The organism is Paenibacillus sp. (assembly GCF_031177825.1).
Lineage (GTDB): Bacteria > Bacillota > Bacilli > Paenibacillales > YIM-B00363 > Paenibacillus_AE.
This window is the reverse complement of the sequence record NZ_JAPSKE010000006.1, coordinates 191,074-207,326: the sequence shown is the minus strand read 5'-3', so window position 1 is coordinate 207,326 and position 16,253 is coordinate 191,074. Positions and strand designations below refer to the sequence as shown.

General features: G+C 60.6%; 9 protein-coding genes. 5 read left to right on the top strand and 4 right to left on the bottom strand.

Translation table 11 applies throughout. From position 1 onward, the window contains the following. Window positions 1-1,193: 1,193 nt before the first annotated feature. Window positions 1,194-3,254: a bacterio-opsin activator gene (locus RIN49_RS09695; RefSeq protein ID WP_309119972.1), complete on the bottom strand. Its 2,061-nt coding sequence runs from the start codon at window positions 3,252-3,254 to the stop codon at window positions 1,194-1,196. Between the two features lie 128 nt (window positions 3,255-3,382). On the opposite strand from RIN49_RS09695, the gene RIN49_RS09690 reads away from it, so the two are divergent. From RIN49_RS09690 to RIN49_RS09670, 5 genes are all read left to right on the top strand, one after another. Then, window positions 3,383-6,991, top strand: coding sequence for an S-layer homology domain-containing protein (locus tag RIN49_RS09690; RefSeq protein ID WP_309119971.1), 3,609 nt, complete (start codon window positions 3,383-3,385; stop codon window positions 6,989-6,991). 133 nt (window positions 6,992-7,124) lie between these two features. Continuing rightward, window positions 7,125-7,385, top strand: coding sequence for a hypothetical protein (locus RIN49_RS09685; RefSeq protein ID WP_309119970.1), 261 nt, complete (start codon window positions 7,125-7,127; stop codon window positions 7,383-7,385). 22 nt (window positions 7,386-7,407) lie between these two features. Next, complete coding sequence (locus tag RIN49_RS09680; protein WP_309119969.1) at window positions 7,408-8,184, top strand: prolipoprotein diacylglyceryl transferase; 777 nt, start codon at window positions 7,408-7,410, stop codon at window positions 8,182-8,184. After that, window positions 8,174-9,601: a radical SAM protein gene (locus tag RIN49_RS09675; protein ID WP_309119968.1), complete on the top strand. Its 1,428-nt coding sequence runs from the start codon at window positions 8,174-8,176 to the stop codon at window positions 9,599-9,601. Before RIN49_RS09680 ends, RIN49_RS09675 begins: the two co-directional genes overlap by 11 nt. Further along, a complete protein-coding gene (locus RIN49_RS09670; RefSeq protein WP_309119967.1) occupies window positions 9,585-10,016 on the top strand; it encodes a hypothetical protein in 432 nt (143 codons plus the stop codon). Before RIN49_RS09675 ends, RIN49_RS09670 begins: the two co-directional genes overlap by 17 nt. Window positions 10,017-10,073: 57 nt before the next feature. Here the strand turns inward: RIN49_RS09670 and RIN49_RS09665 are convergent, their stop codons facing one another. The 3 genes from RIN49_RS09665 to RIN49_RS09655 form a co-directional block, all read right to left on the bottom strand. Next, entirely contained in the window at window positions 10,074-10,514 is a 441-nt protein-coding gene (locus RIN49_RS09665; protein ID WP_309119966.1) for a DUF4395 domain-containing protein, read from the bottom strand. 227 nt (window positions 10,515-10,741) lie between these two features. After that, window positions 10,742-12,964 (bottom strand): DNA topoisomerase III, encoded by a 2,223-nt coding sequence (locus tag RIN49_RS09660; RefSeq protein WP_309119965.1) that lies wholly within the window; start codon window positions 12,962-12,964, stop codon window positions 10,742-10,744. 151 nt (window positions 12,965-13,115) lie between these two features. Further along, window positions 13,116-16,247, bottom strand: coding sequence for an FIMAH domain-containing protein (locus tag RIN49_RS09655; protein ID WP_309119964.1), 3,132 nt, complete (start codon window positions 16,245-16,247; stop codon window positions 13,116-13,118). Window positions 16,248-16,253 lie beyond the last annotated feature (6 nt).

The following is a 16,253-nucleotide window of genomic DNA, read 5'->3' as shown; positions in this document are numbered from 1 at the left end:
GATGTACAGTTGGATCAATATAAACTTGCAACCGCAACCTACAACGATTTAAATTTGTCAGGACTTCTTGTAGTTCAATGATATAAGGCACGGATGCAGCCCCACAACAAGAGGGCGATCCGTGCTTTTTGTATTTCATGGAAACTAAAAGGAAACATACTAAGACATCAGGGTGTTCAGGGTAATAAAGTTTTACACTCGTTATGTGTTGATTCGAAGGATTTGCGTCTCATAAAGTGCCGAGTCCGCTTAAATAAGTATTAGGCTGAGTCAAGAATAATACTAGCGGCAATCATGGACCGGAAAATCAGTCTTAGTGTTACTGCGAATGCGCAATGTCCAGCGGCTGACGGCATAAATTGTCCTGCTATTGACGGCCAATCTAACTATGTGAGGGTATGTGGAAAGAGGAATAATAGAAACGTATTCTTCGGACAACCAACAGTCTCTGCTCCCCAGTGGATTGGGACAGCTTCCGATACTGGCTTCCGATCACCGACAGGCTCCCGGCATAACAGGGGCAAGGGACGATTATGTAGCGTTATTTGCCATGCACAGAAACAAAGAAACAAGTATAACATGATGTTCACAAGCTACTATATGAAAAATCTTGACAAGATATTAGCTGGTTTAGTTCAGCACCGGCCAACGAGTCTAATACTTTATTTTCTCAGTCTAAAACTATATTTTTTAGTCTAATACTTTATTTTCACCGGACAATAATGACTGCAAGCCCGATTGCCGAACGTCAGGGAATACGCGCTAACGACCCATTGAAGATGGTTGGCGGAGAAGCCCAGAGCCTCGCCCAGAGAAGGCATAGCTACGAAAATAATCGTGTAATCAAGTGCCATGATTAATTGACGGCCACTATTCATTTTTGACACCCTCCATGTTCGGACTAATCGATCCCAAAAATGTGAAAGCGATAAGGAGCGTGAATCCCCATGGGCTTGTGCTTGTCTATTGGCCAGTTGTCTACCCTAACGATTTTATCAATTCATACCTTGCTGGGAATGATATTAAGACCTAGAGTAAACTCTAGGTCAATAGTGAATATAATCTTTTACTATTCGATTAAATCCAACCCCTTCTCGCAGTTTACAATAGGGACATGTTCTTGTCGCTCGCACGCGACAAGAACATGTCCGATTCAAAGGAAAAACCCGCGTTTTAAGCGGGTTCCAATCGGGTTATGTTGATTTCGTCCGACAGTTCAACGCCTGAGCGAGACGCAGCAGGGCGGATTGGCTATGTCGGTAAAACGTCGTGCGGCTCATATGGAAATCGTCGGCCAGTTCATTTTTATTTCGAGCCTTCGTCAGGTAGCTTTCCCGCAGCATCCGCTGATCCAGCGGCGATAAGGGATGCTGAGGCCGCTCTTCCGTCAGCAGCGCCCTTACCTTCTCGCGCAGCTCGTCCTTCGACCGATACGGCCGTCCGTCGCCGACGTACGGATCCAGCGCGCCGCCTTCGTCGTAGAGCCGCTGCAGGATGAGCTTCGCGTCCGTCGAGCTTATGTTCGCCCGTTCGCCCGTTCCGCAGACCGCCCCGGCGGCCGGCCGCGCTTCCCCGCCGCCGTCCGCCGCCGTGTGCCGAATGACCGTCTTCACCCAATCGTCGAATCGAATGTGCCGGAAGTCGATCTCCCACTTCGTCATGTCGCCGATCCGTCCCCTATCGTGAAAGCCGAAAACCGTCAGCAGCTCGTTCAGCTGCGGATCGGCCGACACCATCACGCCCCTCCAGCCGCCGGTCATCATAATGAACCATTGCAGCATCAAGACGCCGCCGATTTCCTCCGGCTGATAGACCGAGCGGCTGGAGTCGACGGCGGCGAGCGCCACGAACATCGTATCCGCCGCCTCGGGAGGAAGCGCCCGGAGCGATTCCGCCTCTTCCCCGAGCAATACCGAATATTCGGGCGTATACCGCTCCAGCAGCGGCATCGTCGCCGCATGCAGCAGGATGCCGGCGCTGAAAGCGAGCGGCCGTCCCTCCTCGTCCCGCACGACGCAGATCCCTTCGGGGGAATGGCACGCGATGTCCTCGAGCAGCGCGGCATATTGCCCCGCAAGCGCAAGCTCCGATTGCCAATTGTTCTCCTCCAGAGACGCGGCCAGCAGCCGCTGCAGCGCCGGCAAATCCTCCGGCTCGTAGGGACGTTGCTCCCCGACGTCTACCTTAGACGTAAAGGCGGCGTACGCGTTGGCCGAAGGCAGAAACTCGCGGTACAGCTCCAGCACATGACCCGCGATTCGCATTTGCGACTTCTTATCCACCGCGTGGAACCGCTCCTCCAGCAGCGCGAGCGCCTTCCGGCGCAGCTGCCGGAACGCCTCCGGGAACGCGGCGGCATAATCGTCCCGCAGCAGACGGGCGACCAGCGGATGCAGCGCCCATCCTTGGGGCGTCGTCAGGACGAACGACAGCCGACCCAACGCATGAACGTCGGCGACGTCGAGGGAAGCGTCCAGCATCCGATTCAGCGTCTGAGGGTCCGCCGGCGGCAACAGCGACATGACGGTCAAGACGCGGTGCAGCGACGGCGCGGTCGCTTCCCGCAGCAAATCGGCCGTCACGATCGAAGGGATCCCTCGAGGCGCGGCTTCGCCGTTCGAACGCATCCATTCGACGGTAAGCGCGAGCAACAGCGGATGCCCCTCCGACTTTCGCGCGATCTCCGCCTGTACCTCCTCCGCGAGGCCGCTGTGCCTCAAATACGACTGCACCTCCCGCCGCGAGAACGGCTGCAGCGGGAAGGAGCGAACGCGAGGTCCCCAATGCGGGTTCGTTCGCCAGGTCAAGGGCAGACCGTTCCGAGACGCCGCCGCGAGCAGCACCTGAGCGGATGCCAGCTTCGGCAGGAAGCTGGACAGCAGCCAGCCCTCGAGACGGTCGATCCGCTCTCCGTTGTCCAGCAGCAGCACGGTCCGCTGCCGCGACAATTCGGCGACGATGAAGGATAGCAGCGGCATGTCCGCCGGACGCGCACGGCCGTACTCGCTCTCCAGCGTCGTCTCGAGGCCGGTCAGGAACGCTCCGGACGTGGACGTCTCGCCCGATCCGTCCAGCCACAGCGTCATCGCCGAAACCCGACCGGCGCCGCGCGCCATCTCCATGAGCAGCGTCGTCTTGCCGATTCCCCCGATGCCCGAGATGGAAAATACCGTCGTCTCGGCGGCCGGATCCGTCATCCACTCCTCGAAGCTCGCCATCTCTTCGGCGAAGCCGATCACAGGCGCTCGATTCATAACGCCCCCTACTTTCTTCTCGCAAAATATGAAACAAAAACGAAACATCACCGATCCTATTATTATTCTATACTATGAAAAGGTCTGATTACATTTCATCTTGCACGCAATGGAGGAGCAAAGCATCTATGAAACGCGTTTCCTTAATCGTAGTCTGGACGATCGTCCTGGCGCTCGCGATCCCGCCGGGATGGCACATGCCGACGGCCCGCGCCGCCGAGCCGCTTCCGCCCGTCGTCGACGGGTGGGTGCAAGTGTCCACCGCCGCGCAGCTGATGTACCTGAATGAAAATCAAACGGAATACGTCGCGCGAAACATTCGGCTCGCGAACGATATCGCGCTGCCGGAAGGCTTCGAGTGGAAGCCGTTCGGCGGCAACGGCATCCCGGCTTTCGGCGGCGTCTTCGACGGCGGGGGACACCGCGTTACCGGCGTCTCGATCGTCGACGACGCCGGAGACAGCGGCGACGATTACGCGTACGTCGGATTTTTCGGCGACACTCGCGGTACCGTCAAGAATCTCGGCGTGTCGGTCGACATCTTCGCCGGCGAATACGCCGGCGGGTTGGCCGGGGTGCAGAGCGGCGGCCTCATCGACCGCTCATATTCGATAGGAAGCGTGAGAGGGAAGCTTCCGGCCGCCGGTTCCGCCTCCGTCGTCGCGGGATTGGTCGGCTCGTCGAATAGCGCGGGCATTATGCGCTCCTACTCGACGGCCTCCGTCGAAAGCGGGACCGCGCCTAATATTTATGTCGCGGGCCTCGTCGGAAGCAAAGGCGCGGGCGACGTCGACGACGCGTATGCGAGAGGGGCCGTGACCCACCGACCCGGGGGCACCTATGCGCACTCCGCAGGTCTCGCGGCGTTCCTTATCTATGGAGAAATTCGAGACGCCTATTCGACCGGGCCGGTCGCGACCGATACCGCGGGGACGACTTACCCGGTCGTCCGCGGATTTATCGCCTCGGTCGCCTCTCTCGGCGCCGTCGCGAGCTCGTATTTCGATCTCGATACGAGCGGGACGACGAATGGCGGCGCGGGAGGCGCGATCGGCTTGTCGACCGCTTCGATGAAGTTATCGTCCAGTTACGCGGGGTGGGATTTCGCGGATACGTGGGCCATCCATCCGTCGGTGAACGACGGGTACCCGTACTTACGGCACGAGATCGCGACGGAATCGCTGCCCGCCGCAACGAAGGATGTCCCCTATTCCTATACGCTCGGCGCCTTCGAAGGCGCGGATACGACGCTAAGCTGGAGCGCCGACGGGCTGCCGAACGGACTGACGTTGAACGAGGCGGGCGTACTGCAAGGGACGCCCGAGCAGTCGGGCGCGTTCGAGGTAACCGTCTCGGCCGCCGACGCGGCGGGCGTCGGCGACGAGCGCACGTTCGAATTGATCGTCGAGGAATTCGCTTCGGAGCCGGCCTCGTTCGCGGTCGAACCTGGCGCCGCCTACGGGTCGACCCGGGCGACCGCGGTTCCCGGCGCGGCCGGGCATACGTTCCGGTATACGCTTACCGGCTCTGCCCCCGAGCGTCCGTTCGTCGGCGGCGCCGTTCCCGGGGAGGCGATCGCGTATGCGGCGGGCAGCGACATTCCGGCGGCGAGCGTCGGACAATACCTCGCCCTCTACGAAGTCGATGGGCAAGGGCGGGTCGCGGCATGGGGGAGCGTCGCACTCGAGGCGGGGCACATCAAGTCGTCCTTCGGCACGGTGACGGGAACGGTCTACGGCGTCGGCGACGTTCCGATCCACGGCGCGACCGTCTCCATCGACGCCGCGTCGACGACGACGGACGCGTACGGACGCTTCGCGCTCGCGAACGTCGCGGAAGGCGGCCGCACGCTGCTGGCGAGCGCCGGCGGATACGATCCGGCGAACGTCGCCGTCGCCGTCGTCGCGGGCGAGACCGTCGATATCGGACGCGTCTCGCTCTCTCCGACGCCGATCCCGGCCGCCGGCATCCGCATCGACGCGTCCGACTTCGCGATGACCGTCGGCGATCCGCCGCGGCGGTTGACCGCGACGGTCGAACCGGCGGACGCTTCCGACCCGTCCGTCGTCTGGAGCTCCGACCGCGAGGACGTCGCGGCGATCAGCCCCTCGGGCGAGGTATCGGCCGTCGCGCCGGGCGTCGCGACGATCGCGGCGACGACGGCGGACGGCGCGCATACGGATCGCGTCGTCGTGACGGTGTTGCCCGTGCCGCCGACCGTCGGCTCGGTGACCGGCGCGGTATACGGCGCGAACGGCAATCCGCTCGCCGGCGCGACGGTGTCCGTCGACGGTATCGAGGCGACGACCGACGCTCGGGGAAGCTTCGCGCTGACGAACGTCGCGCCGGGCAGCCGGACGGTACGCGCGAGCGCCACCGGATACGAGTCGAAGGACGTCTCCGCCGTCGTCGTCGCGGGCGAGACGGTCGACGTCGGAACGATCGCCTTGTCCGCCGTCCGCTCGGACGACGACGACGATAACGACGGCTCCCCGGCTTCGCCGGCGCCGGCGTCCCCGGCAGTCGAGACGATGCAAGTCAAGCTGAACGGAACGAGCCTGGCGATCCCCGTTCGACGGGAGACCGCTCCCGACGGGCGCAGCGCGCTGCGGTTGCTCGCGGACGCGGCAATCGTGCGCGAACTGCTCGCGGCCGGCGGCATCGCCGTCGTCGAGGCGAACGTCGACGACCCGATCGTGAAGCTCGATCTGCCCGCCTCGGCACTAAGGGAGGCGCGGAAGGCGTCTCCCGACGCGGCGCTGGAGCTTCGGGTGAAAGGCGCAAGCTACCGGCTTCCGCTGCGCTATTGGCCGTCTCTCCCGGATTCGGGCACGCTCACGGTCGCGATCGCGAAAGCCGCAGCCGGCGTCCAGGACGGCGTGAAGGGCGAGCTTGCGAAGCAAGGCTACGAGATGCTCGCCCTTCCCGTCGACTTCGCGCTGTATCGCGACGGGACGGAGATGACCGAGCGAGGCGAAGCGTATACCGTGCGGACGATCGCCCTGGACGTCTCCCCCGATCCTCGCGCGTCTACCGTCGTGTGGGTCGACGCGAAGGGCCGGCCGCATTACATCCCGTCGACCTTCCGACCGACCGGGAACGGGGGCGGCGAAGCGGAATTTTACGCGCCGCATAACAGCTTGTACACCGTCGTTCGAACGGAGCGGACATTCTCCGACGTCCAAGGACATTGGGCCCAAGGCGACATCGAGCTCCTCGCGAACAAGCTGATCGTCGAGGGCGCGGCGGAGAACGCGTTCCGTCCCGAGGATCCGGTCACTCGCGCCGAATTCGTCGACTTGCTCGTGCGATCGCTCGGGCTGTCCGAGACGACGCGAGGCGCGCGCTTCGCCGACGTCTCGAGCCGCGACTGGTACGCAGGGGCGGCGGGCGCGGCGGTCGGAGCGGGGCTCCTGACGGGATACGAGGACGGCACGTTCCGTCCGGACGCCCCCGTGACGCGGGAGCAGATGGCGGTCCTGCTCGACCGGGCGACGGCGTTCGCTTCCGGCGGGGCGGCCCCGGGTGCTACCCAGGCTGCTACCCCGGCGGCGCGGTTCAAGGATATCGACGACGTATCCGATTGGGCGAGCGCCTCCCTCGCGAGGCTGGTCGAATCGGAAGTGCTGCAGGGCGGTCCGGACGCGCTCTTCCTGTCGCAAGCGACGGCTACGCGCGCGCAATGCGCCGCCGCGCTGCGGCGTATGCTAAAGTCTCTTCAATTTATCGACGACTAAGACACAGAAGCGGAGCGCGCATTCGTCATGCGGCTCCGCTTTTTTTCATATTCGCGTCCATGATTCCGTATAATTCCTCCCCCGCCTTGCTATATAATGGAAGGAACGAACAGAAGGTTAGGAGGGTTCGCCATTGGAATGCAAACGCCACCCGGGCGCCGCCGCGACGCAAACCTGTCGGCAATGCGGAGCGCCCCTGTGCGAAAGCTGCTTCGACCCTGGGACGAGCTCCTGCCGAGACGGATGCGAGCATACGCCTCCCTCAAGCGTGGGAGGTCACCTTATCCCCGGACGCAACGTCTGGGTGAAGACGCTCGTCTCCATTCTCGCCATCATCGGCGCCATTACGGTGCTGCTTCTGGCGTTGTGCGCCGGAATCCTCTTTACGAAATAAGGCTGAGTTGGAGGCGGATCGGTTGTCGTTCCCTGTATACATCGCCATAGGCTCGTGGCAGCTGCATCCGCACATCGTCTTCGAGTCGCTGTCGTACTTCATCGGCTTCCGGGTGTATCTATGGTCCCGGACCAAAGGCGGCATCCCGCCGCTGGTCGGCCTGCAGATCATCGCCGGCGCCATGGTCGGAGCGGCGGCGGGCTCGAAGCTGCTGTTCTGGCTGGAGGATCCGCTGCTGACCGCGTCGCACGTCGCCGCCGGCGATTGGACCGCGTTGCTCGCGGGCAAGACGATCGTCGGAGGGCTGCTCGGCGGGCTGATCGGCGTGGAGCTCGCGAAGAAGCTGGCCGGCTGGAAGTCGTCGACCGGCGACGACTTCGTGCTGCCGCTCATCGTCGGCATGTGCATCGGCCGCATCGGCTGCTTCTTGACCGGGCTCGAGGACGGTACGCACGGCACGCCGACGAGCTGGCCCATAGGCGTCGACTTCGGCGACGGCGTTCCGCGCCATCCGGCGCAGCTGTACGAGATCGCCTTCCTGATCGGGTTGGGAACGGCGCTGCACGTTCTCCGCATCCGGCGCGGCGATGCGTCCCTCCCTCCGGGAGCGGTGTTCCAACTGTTCATGGCCGCTTATTTGCTGTTCCGATTCGCAATCGATTTTATTAAGCCTACGCCACACTTCTATCTGGGACTCAACAACATCCAGCTTGCCTGCGCGGCGGGGCTGATGTACTACGCCCCGCTGCTGTCCGGATGGATCGATCCGAAGAAACGGGGGATACGCCATGCCCGCTAACCGACCTTATGTATTCCACGAGCTGACGAACAGCATCTGCTCGACGTGTTTCCGGAAGGTAGAAGCTAAGATCGTGATCGAAAACGAGAAGGTGTTCATGCACAAGCGCTGCTTGCGGCATGGGCCGGAAAAGGTGCTTCTTTCGACGGACGTCGAGTACTACAAGCGATGCCGCGACTTCAACAAGCCGTCGGAGATGCCGCTGCAATGGAACACTCCGATCCGTTACGGCTGCCCCTACGACTGCGGGCTGTGCCCGGATCACGAGCAGCACAGCTGCCTCACCTTGATCGAAGTCACGGACCAATGCAACCTGCAATGCCCGATATGCTACGCGGAATCGGGACCGCATCGGGCGACCTACCGCTCGCTCGAGCAGATCGAAGCGATGCTCGATAGGGTCGTGCGTAACGAAGGAGAGCCCGACATCGTGCAGATTAGCGGCGGGGAGCCGACGACGCATCCGAACTTTTTCGAAATCCTCGATCTTGCGAAGAAGAAACCGATCAAACATCTGATGGTGAACACGAACGGCATCCGCATTGCGCAGGACCGCGAGTTCGCCAAGCGGCTAGCTTCCTACATGCCGGGATTCGAGCTGTATTTGCAGTTCGACAGCTTCGAGGCGGATACGCTCAAGGAGCTGCGAGGCGCCGACCTGCGAGGCATCCGCGCGAAGGCGATCGAGCACTTGAACGAGTTCAACGTCTCGACGACGCTCGTCGTTACGCTCAAGAAAGGGCTGAACGACCGGGAAATCGGTGATATAATCCGGTACGGACTGAAACAGCGTGCGGTGCGGGGCGTCACCTTCCAGCCGATCCAGGCGGCCGGGCGCCTCGACGAGTACGATCCGTCGAAGGACCGACTGACGCTCAGCGAGGTGCGCCGCGGCATTATTGAACAATCCGGCATCTTCCGGGAAGAGGATATGCTGCCGGTCCCCTGCCACCCGGACTGTCTGGCGATGGGGTATGCCTTGAAGCTCGGAGACGAGGTCGTTCCGCTCACGGGCATGATCGATCCGGCCATTCTGCTCGAGGGCGGACGCAACACGATCGTGTTCGAGTCGGACGAGACGCTCAAGTCGCATATCTTCAAGCTGTTCTCGACGGCGCACTCCCCGGAATCGTCCGCGCTGTCGCTGAAGAGTCTGCTCTGCTGCCTGCCGATGGCGGCCGTCCCTGACGCGATCGGCTACGACAATGTATTCCGCGTCATCATCATGCAGTTCCTGGACGCGCATAACTTCGACGTCCGATCCGTCAAGAAGTCGTGCGTACACATCGTCCACCCGGACGGCCGCGTCATTCCGTTCGACACGTTCAACATGTTTTACCGGGACGACAAGGAGCAGCTTCTCGCGGAACGGAAGGCGGAGGTCGCCGAGGCGTTCGGTCTTGCCGGTCCGATATAAGACGATGATCGACCCTTACGGACAGCTCGCGGCTCAGCTCGCGGTCTCGCTCTTCCTCGTCAACCTGAGCTTGGCGTTCCTCTTCTTCGTCATTAAGCGGAGCGCTTGGAAAGCGGTCAAGATCGCCTTCGTGAAGCTTGCAAGGAAGCTCATGAAATCGCATATTCCCGTCGGCATCGCCGGCACGGCGCTTATCGTTATTCACGCTGGCGTTATGCTCGCCCAGCTTGGACGGTACGTCGGTTATGTTCATCCGAAAATGGTCAGCGGCTACGCGGCAATCCTGCTGCTCGGCGTTACGGTAGCGGCAGGGTACCTTCGCAGCCGGAGGGCCTCCGGCTTCCGCCGGAAATTTCATCTCGCCGCGGCGCTCGTCTTCGCCGCCTTCGCGCTGGTTCACCTCTTGACCCGCTAAAAACGAAAACGCCCCCGCGCAGACGTCAGTCCGGCGGGGGCGTTACCTTTTCCAAACCTATTGCATTCGCCTTGCCCGAAATTGCTTCCACTGAAAATACATGAAGCATCCGACGCAAAACCCGCATAACGCGGCGACCACCGCGCCGGTCAGCATGGCCAAGCTCGCGTATGCGACCGTCTTCGCTTGCAGCAGCCAGGCGATCAACGCCGCGGCGAGGAAGAGAATCGCGAGCAGGTTATTGAACCGAAGGAGCTCTCGGCTTTCCGTGCGGGAGCTCTTCGGGAAGAGCGGGGACAACAAGCGAACAAAAGGATTGTACCGGATGCCGGCCCAGCGTCCGATCAACTGCACCGCTAACGGAATCGCGAGCACCCAAGCCTGCTGCGTAAGCACGCACGCGATGACGCTGAGCAGGATGCCGAGCTGATTCCCCCGAACCCAATGCAGCGGAACTTCGTCTACGCAATCGTAAGCGGATGCGGCGTTGTTGGACATGACGGGTACGCTCCTTCCGAAATCTCTCGTTTGCGAGCATTGTACCACAATTCCGAGTGTTCAGGTAGGGTTTTTACAGCTCACGGTTCGGCGAGCTGCCGACGGGATCGGCTCGCTTCCGGTGCCGATACCCGCTGGGAGACATACAGAAGTATTTTCTAAACACCGTCGAATCCGACCGCTTGGCAAGTTTACATTCGGCCCGGCGATGCCGAGCCTATTTGTCGTTACTTCTTCCGATCGTCTCCGCCGAGCTGCAGCTTCTTCAGCGCCTCGGCGAGCGCGTTGTTGATCGGCGCTTCCTCCTTCTCCTGAGACTGGAGGAACTTCTGCACTGACCGCTTATCCATCTTGCCGCCGCCGGTCTCCTTGGCCCGCCGCGCTTCGAACGCCGACAGCTTCTCCCGATAGCCGCAGCCGGCGCCGACGCAGACGAAAATTTGCCCTTCGCCCTCGCCGCGAAGCTCCAGCTTCTTCCGGCATTGCGGACAACGGGCGTTCGTCACGCGCGAGACATTCTTCCGCTTGCCGCATTCGCGGTCTTGGCAGACGAGCATCTTCCCCTTCTTCCCGTTCACCTCGAGCATCGGCTTCCCGCAATCCGGACACGCCGTCCGCGTTACGTTGTCATGCTTGTATTGCTTGTCGCTCCCCTTAATTTCCGAGACGACGGTCTTTGTATACTGCTTAATCTCGCTGATGAAAACGTCCTTCTTGAGCTGTCCCTTCGCGATCCGTTCCAGCTTCCGCTCCCATTCCCCCGTCAGCGCCGGCGATTGGAGGTCGGCCGGGACGAGCTCGAGCAGCTGCCGCCCCTTGTTGGTGAGGTAAATTTCTTTGCCGCCGCGCTTCTCGATCAGGAACGAGTTGAACAGCTTCTCGATAATGTCCGCCCGCGTCGCGACCGTTCCGAGACCGCCCGTCGACTTCAGCGTCTCGCTAAGCTGTTTCTGATCCTGCGTCAGGAACGGCGTCGGATTTTCCATCGCGGACAACAGCGTCGCTTCGTTGAACCGAGCCGGCGGCTTCGTCTGGCCCGACGTCTGAGCGATCAGGCGGATCGGGAGCGTCTGCCCTTTTTCCAGGCGGGGCAGGATTTGCTCCCGAATGTCGTCCGACGCGTCCTCGTCCTCGAATCTAGCGTCGTATACTTCCTTCCAGCCCGCCTGCAGCACCGCCTTGCCCCGCGCCGCGAACGACTCGCCGCCGATCGCCGCATGCACGGTCAGCTGCTCGTACTCGAACGCCGGGTACAGCACCGCGAGGAATCGACGTACTACAAGATCGTAAATTTTCCGCTCCTTCTCGCTCATCGCGGACAAATTCGCCGGCTCCTCCGTCGGCACGATCGCGTGATGATCGCTGACCTTGCTGTCGTCGATGAACGCGGCGGACGAAGGCACCGGCTTGCTCCACACCTTCGCCGCCAGCGCCCGATACGGTCCGACGCCGCAGCCCCGCAGCCGATCCGGAATCGTGCTCGCCATGTCCTTGGAGAGATAGCGCGAATCCGTACGCGGATACGTAACGGCCTTGTGTTGTTCGTACAGCTTCTGCATAATGCTCAGCGTTTCCTTCGCGGAATAGCCGAACAGCTTATTGCCGTCCCGCTGCAGCTCCGTAAGGTCGTACAGCGCCGGCGCATGGGACTTCTTCGGCTTCCGATCGATCGACGTCACGACCGCGTTCTGCCGCCCGAGCTTGTTCACGATCGCGGCGATCCGCTCTTGGTCGAAGCTCCGGCTGTTCCCGTTCGCATCCTGCCACGTCAGCGTGACGTTGTCGCTCGTGCGCGCTTCGATGCCGTAATACGTCTTCGGTTGGAACCGATTGATCTCCTCTTCCCGCTGTGCGATGATCGCCACGACCGGCGTCTGGACGCGGCCGCAGTTCAGCTGCGCGTTGAACTTCGTCGACAACGCCCGACTCGCGTTCAGCCCGACGTACCAGTCGGCTTCCGAACGAGCGACCGCCGAGTGGTAGAGGTTCTCGTAGTCTTTCCCCGGCTTGAGCTGACGGAATCCTTCCAGAATCGCCTTGTCCGTCACGGAGCTGATCCACAGCCGCTTGATCGGCTTGTCGACCTTCGCCTTCTCGAGAATCCAACGCGCGACGAGCTCGCCCTCGCGTCCGGCGTCCGTCGCGATGACGATCTCGTTCACATCGCCGCGGGTCAGCTGCGACTTCACCGCCGCGAACTGCCGGCTCGACTGCTTGATCACCGTCAGCTGCAGCCGCTCCGGCATCATCGGCAAATCCTCCAGCCGCCACGTTTTGTATTTGTCGTCATAGGCTTCCGGGTCCGCCAGCGTCACCAAGTGACCCAGCGCCCAGGTGACGATGTCGTTCGCCCCTTCCAGGAAGCCGTCGCCTTTCTTATCGCATCTCAGCACCCGCGCCAGATCGCGCGCCACCGAGGGCTTTTCCGCCAATATTAACCGTTTCGCCATGACGCTTCGCTCGACTCCTTTTCCCAAACAACTATGAACACTATACCATAATTCGCTTGCATAGGCCGGAGGGACGGCCGATGCAGGCATCGGAATAAGAAAGCCCACTATCGCACCTAACGCGCAATAGCGGGCTTCTTAAATGATTTCGTTACGGGAAGGTCGCGGCCAACGCGCGAACATCCGCATCGAGGATGTTGCGCGCATGCTCCGTAATTCGGTCGGCCAACGGTTGATGATTCAAGTGCATGAGGAAACGATCCAAATGAAATGCAGCCTGCTTCGAATCGCCCAAATTCATGAAATGGGAAACTTGCTCCAGCGAATTCGTAAGCTGAGAAGACATCGCGCCGGAGATATCGCCGGATTGGATGAACTGCTGCAATCGGCCGCTGACCGAATCGAGCGTCGTAACGACGGACACATGCACCCGGTTGCTTTCATAGGTAACGCCGTTGTAAATAAACTCGCTCCAAACCTCGGCCGAACCCGGATTCGCCGCTATAAATTTGCCGTTATCCACTCGAACGACGGACGGGTCGCTCGAGAAGTATTGCGGGTTCCTCCGCTCCAGGTTGTCGACCGCCCCGTCCTTGGTAAGCAGCAGCTTCACCGAAGGGGCAGCGACCTGATCGCGGAGCAGCGACGCGGAGGAAACCGCGAGCTCCAAGCCGACCGGTTGACGAACCAGCTCCGGAATCGTAATGCGCAGCAGGTTCGACTCTTCCGTCAAATAGAAGTTTCCGAAATCGTCCATCGCCATCCAGTTCCGGATCCCGACATCCCGGATCACCGTCATCTCCTTCGTCGCCGAGTCGATGACGAAAAATTTATTCGCCTGCGAGCCGTAGACGTTGCCGTCCGTTCCGATCGCGAATTGAGCGTCGCGCCACACCGCCCCCGTATAATTCCGCGGCATGAGCGATTGGGTATGAATGACCTGCCGGGTATTCGGGTCGAAGATGAACAGCATGCCTTCCGCCGAACCCCAGATGTTTCCGTCCGGTCCGACGATCAATTCGGTAATCCCTTTCTTCCCTGGGACGGGAACCGTTTCGAACACCTTCTCCCGGTTCTCCATATCCCAGATGAACAACTTCGCTTCCGTCTGCGTCGGATCGACGCCGAGCCCGCCCCATATATTGGAACCGGCGTAAATGAGCCCGTCCTTGTAGGTTACCGCCGTGACGCTCTGCTGGTCGATCACATTGTAGTAAGCTTCGCGTACGTTCGTCTCCAGATCATAGATGATCAGGGCGCCGCCCAATTTCCCGTACTTCGGTACCGTACCGATGACGAGCTTGCCTGCCTCCTCGATCACCGTCCCTGCAAGGCCGCGATCCTGTTCGCCCACGTCGAGCGCGGAGAACAGCAGCTTCGGGTTCGACGCGTTCGGATCCGCCGTACGTTCCCATGGCTCATATTGGTCGAATTCGTAAACCTCCATATTCGGGTAAGCGACATAATAAACTTTGTCTTTATAGCTATAGATCCGGTCCGTCTGCGGCAGCTTCTGCCCGAGACCCATCGTTTCGTTCGTGTATTCTTGATGCATGCCCGTCAACGGGTCGTAGATCGCATTCCCGCCCGACAAATAACCGCTGATATGCATGCGGCCGTCATTGCCTAAGGCGACCATCTGCAGCTGAGTAGGCTCCCCTTCGATCGGGAGGACCGTATATTGAGATGCTCCCGTCTGAGGGTTGTATTTAAATACGCGACCTTCCCTAGTAATCCCTACCAAGGAAGATCCGGGGTAAGCGGAATCGGAAAGCTCCGCGAACGTAAAGCCATACACCTGACCGGTCGTATCGATATGCTCCATCACCGTATATTGCCGCGTGTTCGGGTCGTAATATCCGAGATGAGAATGGGACGTGAAATACACCTTGCCGTCGACCGGCGACGCCGGGGAGACGAGCCGGGACAGTTGGGCGCCCGATGCGGGAAAGACGTTCTCTTCGAACCGGCCGGTCGTTAAATCATAGACCACGACGCCGCCCGGCGAGAAGTACACGAACAGGTTGTCCCCCGCGACCGCCATATCGAAAATAAAGTTCGTTTCCGCGAACGGAGCCGGCACCGCGATTTCGGTTTTGACCCCGGTTTCCCGATCCAGCTTCACCAATCGGGCGTTCGCGCCCATCCCGAAGTAAATATCGTCGCGGACGCCGTCGTATGCAACGGAGTAAGCATACTGTTCGTCATCCAACACTCTGCCTAGACTCTTATACTCTCCGGTGATCGTGTTATATTCGAAGGCTTCGCTCTGGTTATAGGAGCCTCCGATGAGAACCCCGTCCGGACCGGCTTTCATATCGAATACTTGAGAGCCCGCTACTCGTCGCACATACTCTACTTCCGAAGCGCCGGGCACATATTTAAACATATAGCTTGGCGAACCGGCCATATACACCGTGCCGTCGGGCTGGACGACCAGTCCTCGAACGTAGGTGGAGGAATATTCCGTGCCGTTCACCGTATCGCGGATCGGGATTTGAGCGATCAACGTATCGGTTTCCACATCGATCACCAAGAGATTGGCGGGAATCCCGACCATCGTCGAGTAAGCGAGCAGCCGGCCGGAAGCATCCCTCCCGAACGCCGCCCGATGCGTGTTAATCGTATGTACCATGGAACCTAAGTCCGTTATTTCGTAATCGATGCCCCCTCCTTGATCGGCGGGCTTAAGACTGAAGTGCAGGTCATCGAAGTAGGCGGCGCCTGTCGTCGCCGATGCGGTGTAAAGCAAAACCCTTGCATAGCTCGCTTCAGCCGGGGCGACAGCCTCGAGCGGCGTTTCCATCCACGTCAGGGAAGAGGAAAGCGCGGCGAAGTTCGCTCTTGGGATATAACCCGAAATCACGTTGTCCGTCGCCTGCTTGTAATAGCGCAGCCCGACGTAGATCGTGCCGCGAGCATCCTTCGTCTTAACGGACAATCGATAGGTTTGCCCTGCCGTGACTTCGATCGGATCGCTGTATAGGACAATAGCTGCATTCGTAAGGTCGTCCGCAAGGTATAAGCTCTTACTTCCGGAGCTGCTGGCCTCCTCGGTAACCTCCGCCGCGAGCCCGGGCTTGAGCGCTGCCGCGCCGCCGTTGATCCTCCAATTCGGGATGGCGCCGTCGTCCTCCGACAACGCCTCGAATCCGGGGTTGGCCAACACGTTCGGCAGCGGTCCATCCGCATATGCGGATGGCGCCGGGAAGTACGAGGACGACATCACGATCAAAGCGAGCAGCAAGCAGTGAATCGTCGTTTTCGCGAAACGCTTTGTCATGCCACA